This is a genomic window from Oceanobacillus damuensis (assembly GCF_001618145.1).
GTDB lineage: Bacteria > Bacillota > Bacilli > Bacillales > Amphibacillaceae > Oceanobacillus > Oceanobacillus damuensis.
Window position 1 is genome coordinate 282,771 of record NZ_LQNF01000003.1, and the last position, 11,380, is coordinate 294,150.

Here is an 11,380-nt window from a genome sequence, read left to right on the forward strand (position 1 = left end):
GCGATTTTATGATTAGGAGGATGAAAAAATGACACAGGATACAACTATAGGTAGCAACACCAACCATGATAAACCTCCAACAGATAATGGGAGTGCGCAAAAACGTATTTGGAAATTTCTAGATCATCGATTTGAAGAAATATTAGTAGTTGCAGGATTTGCCATTTTTATCCTTTTAATTAATCTTCAGGTTATCAACCGGTACGTTTTAACATTCGTTGAAGTCGGAAACCTTACGACCTGGACGGAAGAAATTGCACGATACATTTTTATATTTGTATCGTTTCTCGGAGCAAGTCTGGCAATTAAAAAACGGGAAAGTATCCGGGTGAATATTATTGTCGACCGCTTTCCGGAGCATATCCGAAATGCGATCGATGCAGCGAATAGTGTGTTTATGCTCTATTTCAGTTTTATCATGGTCACTTATGGATATGAGTTAATCAGTTTTCAGATGGAAACGAATCAGGTCACTCCTGCATTAGGGATACCAATGGCTGCCGCGTATAGCGCCATTCCAATTGGGTTTCTTCTGATGGGCCTGCGTCTGATTCAGACTTTGATTGAAGATATTAAAGGAATGACAGCAAAGGATGGCTTATTGACTGCGGGTATATCGCTATTGTTTATTTTGCCAGCTGTATTATTTAGGGATGGCAGTATTACATTACTGTTATTTGGTTACTTCATTTTATTTATTGTTTTTGGTATGCAGATCGCATTTGCGCTTGGGATTAGTACACTGGCTACTGTACTTGCTACAGATGCAATTCCAGTCGACTTTTTCCCGCAAACAGCATTTACGAGCATCGATAATTTCCCAATCATGGCTGTACCTTTCTTTATTGCAGCCGGAATCATAATGGGAAATAGTGGTATTATCCAAAAATTATTGAAGCTATCGGATGAATTATTAGGGTTTCTTCCTGGTGGGCTTGCATTGGTTGCCATAGTTACAAGTATGTTTTTCTCGGCAATCAGCGGATCTGGTCCAGCAACGGTTGCAGCAATCGGTACACTGCTTATACCTGCAATGATCAAACAGGGTTATAATCCAGGATTTTCAGCAGCTGTTGTAGCAGCCGCGGGTACGATTGGAATAATTATTCCACCAAGTAACCCCCTTGTTATTTACGGGGTTGTTGGGCAACAGTCGATTACTGAACTATTCATGGCAGGCATTGTTCCTGGAATTCTGACAGGACTAGGACTTGTAGTGGTCACCTTTATTATCTCGAAGAAACATGGGTGGAGAGGTGACAAAGAGTCATTTAGCATGATAGGGACACTGCAAGCAGCGTGGGATGCAAAATATGGCTTAATGGTTCCTGTAATTATTTTAGGTGGTATTTACGGTGGAATAATGACTCCGACTGAAGCTGCCGCAGTTGCAGCAGCTTACGGATTGGTTATTGGTGTATTTGTCTATAAGGATCTTGACTTGAAAGGTGTATATAAGAGTCTTTCTGCAGCTGGTGTAACGTCCGCTGTTATCATCCTTTTGATTGTTATGGCAAATATCTTCGGCCGTTTGATTACACTGGAACAAGTAGCAGAGACTGTTGCTAACTTCGTGTTGTCCATCAGTGAAAATAAAATTGTTATCCTGCTGCTATTGAATGTATTCCTGTTACTCGTAGGTCTCGTGCTGGAAGCATTGGCAGCAATCGTAATTTTAACTCCGATTCTTTTGCCAATGGCGATGGAGCTTGGAGTCGATCCGATCCATTTCGGTATCATTATGATCATCAACCTTGCTATTGGCCTGATAACACCGCCAGTTGGTGTTAACCTCTTCGTATCGGCCGGGGTTATGAAAATGAAAATAGAGGAAGTCATTAAGGGCATTATTCCTCTGTTAATCACGATGATCATCATTCTGTTAGTAATAACGTATATTCCAGAAATCAGTATGTTTTTTGTGGAATTGACACGTTAAGACTAAAGGGAAATTCGGCTGTCATGATTAAAAATAAATGATTTCAAGATAAGGAAGCTTTAACAAAGAAAAATCCGAACTGATTCGAATTCTGAATCATGGTTCGGATTTTTTTTAATAACCAAAACACTTTTGTTCCAGCCTTATTTTTTTAAGGTTTGTCAGGACAGGGAGTTAAAAGGTTTTAATATCTGTATTGACTCTTCCAGCGACTTTGTTAGAAATACTAATAGCTATAATTTACAGAAGTTATTGACTACTATCGTCCCTTCTAGAGCTGGTTTACCGATCAAATGGATAGATTCAATTTATGTTTCACTATTGATTTGAAACTTCTGTAAATTCCTTCTAAAATAAATATTGGGACCAATAAAACAAGCGTTGCATTTCAAGCTGTATAACTTGTCAACCTGCATAAGTGCTAAGACTGTCACCGAAAGGCTTAATGTCAACCAAGTTTTCTAAGAAAGAGTGATCTACTGTAGTTAATTTTTTAAAAACTTCAACATTTATAAGGAGGTTAACGTATGTCATCAACGTATTTGCCAAGGCGAATAGAGGCAGGTCCTGACAGTCTCGAAAAATTGGGAGAGGTTGCAATGGAAAACGGTATTTCTAACCTTTTTGTTGTTATTGATGCGTTCCTTGTCTCTCCTGATCTTCAATACGCTCAGAAAATAAGAGATATCATTTTAAAAGAAGAGTTAGTGGTTTCTTTCTTCTCTGATTACAAGGGAGAGCCAACGACAGACCATTTGGATGCAGCATTGGTTCAATTGCATGCATCCAATGCAGATGGTGTCGTGGCTATAGGTGGAGGAAGTGCAATTGATATTGCGAAAGCTGTTTCTTTATTCGCAGTGAACTCAGAATTAGACTGGGGTGATATTCCAAAACAAAAGAGATTGAAAAGGCTGCCATTATTGGCTGTTCCGACAACAGCAGGGACTGGATCTGAAGCAACAAAGGTAATGGTGATCAAGAACATGGAAACAGAGGTCAAGATGAATCCAGGCCATAAAGATTTAATACCGGACGCAGCAATTTTGGACCCTGTTTTGACTAAAAGTCTGCCAAAACATTTTACTGCCTATACAGGATTAGATGCGCTTGCACATGCTATGGAGGCATATATTTCAAAACGATCCAGCAATACGACAGATAGCTATGCACTAAATGCCATCCAGAAGATAGGGAAATCATTGCCAATAGCATATGGAAATGGTCAGGATATAGAAGCGCGGGAAGAGATGTTGCTAGCCAGTTGTTATGCAGGAATAGCCTTTTCGAATGCTTCTACTAATCTAGCACATGCCGCCGGCCGGCCATTGGGTGCCCGCTTTCATATTCCACATGGTTTAAGTGTTGCACTGCTATTGCCGTTTGTAGTTGAATTCGGTTTGGAGATTGCTGAAGAAAGATATGCAAGGATTGCTATAGGCTTAGGTGAAGAAGATTTAGATGATCGTAAACTATTGGCAGCTAAAACTTTGAAATTGACAGAATACTATAATGATAAATTTTCTATATGGAAAGACGGTTTACGATATATAAATTTACAGGAGTTTAAAGAAAATATTCCACTGCTGGTAGAAGATGCTCTCAGTGGAAATGGTATCGCTACAAATCCTAAAGTGCCAACAGGTTCTGATATTGAACAAATTTTCAATGCACTTTTGAAGAAATTAATGGAGACAGCCATGATAGAAGCAGTTTAAATCGTTATCTGAACTGGTACGGACGTCACGATTAATATTTTAGGAGGTGGTCAGTTCGAAAACTAGTTACCTACATTGATTGGTAATTAAAGAAAACGTACAGCATTGCAAAAAATATTATTTAGGAGGAATTAATAAATGGCACAGTACACAGAGGTAAAAAATCAGGTTAATCAGAAGGTGAAAATGACTCCAAGTGAAGCAATTGTTGAAACATTGGTAGCAGAAAATGTGAAGGAAGTTTATGGGATAGTAGGGTCAGCTTTTATGGACATGCTTGATTTATTTCCGACGGCTGGCATACGTTTTCTTCCCGTAAGACATGAGCAAAGCGCTGCCCACATGGCCGATGGATACGCCCGGGTGTCAGGGACAGCAGGAGTGGTTATCGGCCAGAACGGGCCAGGGATAACAAATATGGTCACTTCCGTAGCAGCAGCGAATCAGGCACATACACCAATTGTTGTTATTTCCCCTTCTGCTGGAACTCCAACAATTGGCTGGGATGGATTCCAGGAGGCAAACCAAGTCTCAATTTTTCAGGATATTACCAAAGAAACGGTACGCGTTACTCATAAAAGCCGCGTAGCTGAATGTTTGAGAACGGCATTCCGAATTGCCTATGCAGAAAGAGGGGCTGTTCTTTATGATATACCACGGGATTTGTTTTACGGAGAACTAGAAGACCATATTTTAAAGCCTTATCAATATCGAGTTGACTCTAGGGGAAGTGGCGATCCTGCATCAATCCAGCAAGCAGTTACACTACTTGAAGACGCAAATAATCCTGTAATTATTTCAGGACGCGGTGTTGTCGATAGTGATGGTGTAGAGGCTGTCAGGGAAATAGCGGAACATTTAACTGCTCCTGTTGCTGTATCCTATATGCATAATGATGCCTTCCCAGCTGACCATCCGCTTTCAGTGGGACCAATTGGATATATGGGATCGAAAGCAGCGATGCACTCTTTACAAAAGGCGGATGTCGTTTTAGCTATCGGAACACGTTTATCCGTTTTCGGTACATTACCATGCTACGATATAGATTATTTTCCAAAGAATGCTAAAATTATTCAAATCGATATTAATCCCCGTAATATTGCACGTACGCATCCGGTAGCGGTAGGTATAATTGGTGATGCGAAATTGACAAGCGATGAAATTATTAAACAATTACACTCAGAAATGCCGAACCGTAAAAAAAATCAGATTTTAATTGAAGAGGTCAGCAAATTAAAGAGTGATTGGGAGCAAGAGTTGGTTAATCTTGCTATGGTAGATGGGAATCCAATCAATCCACGTCGAGCATTGTTGGAATTAACAAAGGCGTTACCTGAAAATACGATTATCTCTACAGATATAGGGAATGTTTCTTCCACAGCCAATGCCTATTTAAAGTTTAACCAATCCAGAAGACATATTGCAGCATTAACTTTTGGTAATACTGGATTCGCTTATCCAGCCGCTCTAGGAGCACAGCTGGCAGAACCGAATACCCCGGTAGCAGCAATCATTGGTGACGGGGCATGGGGAATGAGCTTACATGAGGTAAGTACTGCAGTTGAACAAAATATACCTGTCATTGCATGTGTCTTTAATAATAGATCATGGGCTGCAGAAAAGAAAAATCAGGTGGACTATTACGACAATCGATTTGTAGGTTCTGACATTGAAGCTCCAGATTTTGCGGAAGTTGCAAAATCTATGGGGGCACAAGGCTACACCGTTGAAAATCCCGAGGAGATTGCAGCTGTTATAAAAGAAGTGTTGGAATTGCGCAAACCAGCAGTACTGAATATCTATGTAGATGGCACACAGCTCGCACCACCTTTCCGTAGAGATGCGCTACAGATGCCAACACGTTTCATGGATAAATATAAACACTTGGATCATAATTCTTGGAAAAAGTAGAAACAGAAAACTCCCGGACGAGGAAACATGTCCGGGAGTTTTTCTGAATAAAGAGGGTATTTTAAATGTATGTAATTCAATCACCCAGCTGCAGCTTTAAACGACTGCTCGACCTTCCTCTCCTTTATGCGTTAAGTCAACTTCGGCAAATAAAATGGGTGTTCGGTTAAATGCCCGGTGTCCGGTTGAAACACCAAACTGAATCCGACCTGCAGACTTCCGGATTCCTTTACCACAGTCGGCCGAAAGATGTACATAACGTCGCTAACCAGATGATTATTGCGTTTATGCTCAAGAGCATATTTTTGGAATTTCGCCAATTTCATGGGATAATATAAAAATACCACATGATTGGAGACATTTAAATGAAATGCAAAATTAATCGCAATGCCGCTAAAGTATTAAAAGATATGCTGACTACCGAGGAAGCAGAGGGAAAAATGGTACGAGTGTATATTTCTCATATGCACGGAGATCATGCGCATTATGGAATTTCCTTTGATACTCCGACAGAGCATGATGAGATAGTAAAAACAGACAAAGGTGTGGATATTCTGCTTGATACCCGTGAGGAGTTTCTTGATGGAATATGGATTCAATATTTCTTCGTTGAAAATGAAGGTTTTGTAATTACAAATCCATCCAAAGGTTCAGGACATCACCATTAAAAAAATCGGCGCATATGCCGATTTCTTTTTTGGTAAGTAAGAAAGTATAAACTTCCTTACTTGCATAAGTACAACTTGGCATACGCCGAAAATGCTTGGCGCATGCCAAGTCTTCTAAGCAGGTAGGAAAGTGCGTATACAAATTTCTCTTACCATGGCGATTTAGGCTATGTGGAACCCGACGGCCCGTAAACCGCGCCCTGTCCAAATCACCAACTATTCCTCATCATCCAATACACGATAAGCTCTCTCAAATAAAGCCATCTGACTATCGACTTCTTTTTCACCGTCACGCACATAATGGTAGGTTCCGTCGGATAGCTGTTCTCTTGCTTTTACGTTATCCTTCAGCGAGATGGTCAGGACTTCTTTTATTCGCTTTTTAACGGACATATCATAAATCGGGAAAAGAAGCTCGACACGCTTCTGCATATTCCTTGTCATCATATCTGCTGACGAAAGGAATATTCGTTCATCTCCGTTACTATGGAAATAAAATATTCTGCTGTGTTCGAGAAAACGCCCTACAATACTTCGCACACGGATGTTTTCACTGACCCCGTCTATCCCCGGCTTAAGGCAGCAGATTCCCCGTACGATCAGATCAATCTTAACGCCGGCCTGTGATGCCTCATAAAATTTCCGTATCAGGTCTTTGTCTGTCAGAGAATTCATTTTGGCAATAATTATTCCATTCGCTCTCTTTTTATGAAAGCTGATTTCCTCATCAATATAGCGGATAAAGTCATTCTGTATATCAAAAGGAGCCATCGATATATGATTGAAATTGGGTTTTTCGGTAAAACCGCTTAAGTAGTTAAAAAAATGTGTCGCATCGATCCCAAATTTCCGCTTTGTTGTAATGATTCCCATATCGGTATAGGAATTTGCTGTGGAATCATTATAATTTCCGGTTCCCAAGTGGACGAATCGTTCTATTTTTTCTTTGCGTTTTCTTACGATTAACGTTATTTTGCTGTGTGTTTTAAGAAAGGTCATGCCATAGATGACGTGACATCCAGCCTTTTCCAGTTCTCTGGCCCAGTGAACATTCTGCTCTTCATCAAATCTTGCTTTCAGTTCAACGAGTACGGTAACCTGTTTGCCATTTTCTGCAGCCTGCTTCAATCCCTTTATAATAGGGGAGTTTCCGCTGACACGGTAGAGTGTCTGTTTAATTGCCAGGACATCCGGGTCTTCTGCAGCATCTTCAACAAGGTCGATGACAGGAACGAATGATTCATATGGATGATGCAGAAAAATATCCCTTTTCTCCGCTGCTTCAAATACTGTTTCTTCATGTCCGATATCTTGAGGGGGCTGTGGCATCAGTGTCTCATATACCAAATGTTCATTCTCCATTTTGACTTCCTTATAAAAGTCAAAAAGATAGGTCAAATCAAGTGGTCCATCCACTAGATACATATCTTTTTTATGTATTTCCAGCACCTGCAGTAGAAAGCTTGCAATCGTTTCATCGTATTTATTTGCACGGACCTCGAGACGGACAGCGGCTCCCCATTTCCGTTTTTTGAGTTCCTTTTCAATTTCTCTCAGCAGGTCACGGGCGCCTTCTTCGTGAATGGTCATATCCGCATTTCGAGTAATACGAAATTCGGTAATTGTCTTGACCTGATACCCTTTAAACAACTTATGGATAAAGTGTGAAATAATATCCTCCAGCAAAATATATTGCCTTGTACCAGGTACATTGATAAACCGATCCAATAATGCCGGCACCTGTACAATTGCAGTTTTTGTTGAGAGCACTTCCTTATCATACATGTCCTCCAATACTACGGCCATGTTGATCGACTTGTTTGAAAGCATTGGAAATGGATGATAGGCATCGATTGCCATCGGTGTTAAAACAGGGAAAATATGTTCATCAAAATAAGCTTCAAGCTTCCGTTCCTGGTCATCGGTCATATCTTCAGCGGCAATCATCGAAATGTTTTCGTCTCTCAGTTCGGTTAGCAGAGAGCGATAAATGGAATATTGCTTTCTTACAAGGGTATGGTTCTCTTCTGAAATTTTTTCGAGCTGCTGCTTTGGTGTCAGTCCGGCCTTATTTTCAGGCTTGTTGAACCCTGCCTTTACCTGGTCTTTAAGTCCCGCAACACGAACCATGAAAAACTCATCAAGATTTGAAGAAAAGATGGCTACAAACTTAAACTTTTCCAAAAGGGGATTTCGTTTGTCAAAGGCCTCATCCAGAACTCTTTTGTTGAAAGCCAGCCAGCTGAGTTCCCTGTTATTATAATAACTTGGATTGTCCAAATCGATTGTTTTATCAGTTGTTGTCAATTTAACCACCCTTCTCTCTACCATAATTATATCGTAATAACCACTGATTAAATGCTAAGTTTTAGTAAAATTTTTTCAATAAAGGATAGTAAATCAACTTTCACGTACAGATTCACTATACAAGAAAATCAATTCAATCGTTTTTCCGAGGTTTTTCTCCAAATGCTTTTTCTGTTTTTCTGCCTGATATTGTTCTGGCTTGTAATCTTTATTGCAATGCAGTGTCAGTGTAATCGTTTCATTTCCAATCTCCAATTCAAAATCATCGATTACTTTTCTGTTGGTGGCGTCCAGACAGTAAGTGAATTTGAGCAGGGATCCTAGCATATCCAACTTTTTTCTTTCCTTCTTCAGAAACCAGTGCTTGTATGGCCCGATAAACTGCTTGAAAACCGTTTTGTTTTTATAGGATGCAATTAATGCCATTTTCAGACGTTCAAGATGCATCAGCCCATCAATGGTGCGGTTTGCAAGTAAGTAAAATGTATGCTGTGGACTGGATTCTGAGTCGATGTATTCTCCCAGGTTATAAACATAGCAGGCTCGCTCAAGAAGAATCCAATCTTCTTTCGTCAGTGAACCGATTCCTTTGGCTTGCAGTCCCTTAAAAAGCTTTTCGGTGATAAACTGGATTTGATGAATGTGTTTGACATCAATATCGTATTCATAGATGAGCTCGACAATGCTATCCTCAAGCACGTTCGGGTATAGGTTTGTTTCGGTATTCTGAGATAAATATTCATAAAATACACCATCGCGCAGCCCTTTCCTGCTTAGGATAAAACTATCAGCGTCTACAGCCTCGTACAGATTAAGGAAAACACAGGAAGCAGGTAATATTGTGTCAGCGCGGTCTTTTGAAAGACCTTCAACTTTTTCCAAATCTTCCTTACTAAGGCTAGAAAGAGAGGCAATAATATGTGCTATATCACTGCCATTCATCTGGTATTGATGGAGCCCTGCAAGTGGATATGCTTTCATATTCTGATCGATTTGAGCAAGGTTACGGGCACTTCCGCCGATACCGATCAAAGGAACAGCCTTATTTTGCAGCCAGTCCAGTGTTTGAAATTGTTCCTGGAGATAACCTCGTAACTTTGTCATCGCTTTCTCGGTTGATTTGGTATTCGTAAAGAATTCTTTCAATGTCAGAGCACCAAATGGAAAACTGTGATAATGCTTTAGAATACGATCCTTGAAATAGGTCACTTCCGTACTGCCACCACCAATATCTATGGTTATTCCTTCTGTGATGGAAGTGGAATTTACAACAGAAAGATAACCGTAAAAAGCTTCTTCCTTTTCCGAAAGAATGCGCATATCCCAACCAATTTCTTTCTTGACAACTTCTTTGATTTCTTCTTTATTCCTTGCCTGACGGATTGTTGCGGTCGCTATACAGGCAAACTTAGTCAGCTTATATGTTTCGCTTACATTTTTAAAGCTTTTTAACGTCGTAATGAGTTTCTTGATACCTTCTTCACTTAGATAGCCATCTTCATCGAGGTAGTTACGCAGTCGGGCTACAGCTTTTACATTTTCTACTTCATGCAGACGTCCTGACTTCTGCTGCGAATATACGACCAGTCGCATTGTATTCGAACCTATGTCTATTATGGAGTAGTAACTTTTAATCATCTTATCACCAGTTTCTTTCTGTAGTTAATAAAAGTATATCACAGCTAAATGTGCAAAGAAAAAGCCATGTGTTGACGGATATGGTGTTCACATTAATCTGGGCATGACATAAAATATAAAAAATATCGAAAGGATGTGTCGATTTGTCCAATCAAAGATATTATGTGAACGGGAACACGGCTGAAGGCCTTCTAAACTTTTTACCCTCAAATATAGCAGACTTAAACCGAATTATCCTGTTAAAACATCCTTCAGAAACTGTAAAAACAGCAGTGATCAGACAGGCGATCCAAGATTGTGACTCCAAGTATGATTTGGAAATTCTAAAAAGCCCACTAGGTTTCAACTATCTGGATGGTGTCATTATTAGGGAGATATCCACAGCTGTTTTTACAGACAGAATTGCCTCGAAAGAGCTAAAAAACACAATTGATTTTGATTTAAACAGCCTATTTGGAGTGAGTCAGGAAACGACCGATTATCATACAAAAAACATGGAAAGCTTTCATACATTCGTAAATCATGCCCATCAAAACTTTGCGGTTGGTCTTAAAGTCCATGATGAACTTGAAGCAATTTATATAAAGGAAATGGACTTTGAACGTGCGGACCAATTGGCAACTAATTTTATACATGATTTATTGCATAACAAGGATAAACAAAACAGACGAGCACATGTATATCACCGGTTTTTCGGTACCAATACTCCCGAGGGGGCAGTCAATGAAGTACCAAGCTTAATAGAGAGCATATCAAATGTATATTTTATTAAAGGGCGTGCAGGGACTGGGAAATCTACATTTATGAAAAAAATAGCAATAGCATGTGAACAGCATGGTTTTGATGTGGAAGTATATCATTGCAGTTTTGACCCGAACAGCCTTGATATGGTACTTGTTGGTGAGCTTGATTTCTGTATTTTTGACAGTACAGATCCACATGAATTTTTCCCAAAACGAGTTGGAGAAACGATAATTGACTTATATGAAAAGACTGTAACTCCCGGAACAGATGAGAAGTTTGCAGGACAGATTGATGCCATTAACCGTCGCTATAAAGCCTACATGAAAAAGGGAATTCAGGAATTACAAAAAGCTGGAATTTATTTTGAAGAAAATGAACAAAAATTCGGATACACAGAAGAGGAAGTCGCTCGAGCATATGGAGAATTAATGGTAGAAATGGGAGATTAACGGGCT

At 39.8% G+C, this 11,380-nt stretch carries 7 protein-coding genes; 5 read left to right on the plus strand and 2 right to left on the minus strand.

The features are described from left to right. Positions 1–28 precede the first annotated feature (28 nt). The 4 genes from A4245_RS04895 to A4245_RS04910 all read left to right on the plus strand — a co-directional run bounded on the left by A4245_RS04895 (position 29) and on the right by A4245_RS04910 (position 6,236). Positions 29–1,939 carry a TRAP transporter large permease gene (locus A4245_RS04895; RefSeq protein WP_084268674.1) on the plus strand — a complete coding sequence of 637 codons (1,911 nt, stop codon included), beginning with the start codon at positions 29–31 and terminating at the stop codon, positions 1,937–1,939. A 527-nt stretch (positions 1,940–2,466) separates the two neighbouring features. After that, a complete protein-coding gene (locus A4245_RS04900; protein ID WP_067726213.1) occupies positions 2,467–3,657 on the plus strand; it encodes an iron-containing alcohol dehydrogenase in 1,191 nt (396 codons plus the stop codon). A 138-nt stretch (positions 3,658–3,795) separates the two neighbouring features. Then, positions 3,796–5,568, plus strand: coding sequence for a sulfoacetaldehyde acetyltransferase (xsc, locus tag A4245_RS04905; protein WP_067726215.1), 1,773 nt, complete (start codon positions 3,796–3,798; stop codon positions 5,566–5,568). A 365-nt stretch (positions 5,569–5,933) separates the two neighbouring features. Further along, positions 5,934–6,236, plus strand: coding sequence for an iron-sulfur cluster assembly accessory protein (locus tag A4245_RS04910; RefSeq protein WP_067726217.1), 303 nt, complete (start codon positions 5,934–5,936; stop codon positions 6,234–6,236). A gap of 216 nt (positions 6,237–6,452) precedes the next feature. On the opposite strand, the gene A4245_RS04915 is transcribed toward A4245_RS04910, so the two are convergent. Together A4245_RS04915 and ppx are read right to left on the minus strand one after the other, a co-directional pair. Beyond that, the gene (locus A4245_RS04915) at positions 6,453–8,567 is read right to left on the minus strand and encodes an RNA degradosome polyphosphate kinase (protein ID WP_067726220.1); all 2,115 of its coding nucleotides are present in this window, start codon (positions 8,565–8,567) and stop codon (positions 6,453–6,455) included. Positions 8,568–8,636: 69 nt separating this feature from the next. Further along, complete coding sequence (ppx, locus tag A4245_RS04920; RefSeq protein ID WP_067726222.1) at positions 8,637–10,181, minus strand: exopolyphosphatase; 1,545 nt, start codon at positions 10,179–10,181, stop codon at positions 8,637–8,639. A 143-nt stretch (positions 10,182–10,324) separates the two neighbouring features. On the opposite strand from ppx, the gene A4245_RS04925 reads away from it, so the two are divergent. Further along, positions 10,325–11,374 (plus strand): hypothetical protein, encoded by a 1,050-nt coding sequence (locus A4245_RS04925; protein ID WP_067726225.1) that lies wholly within the window; start codon positions 10,325–10,327, stop codon positions 11,372–11,374. Positions 11,375–11,380: the final 6 nt, after the last annotated feature.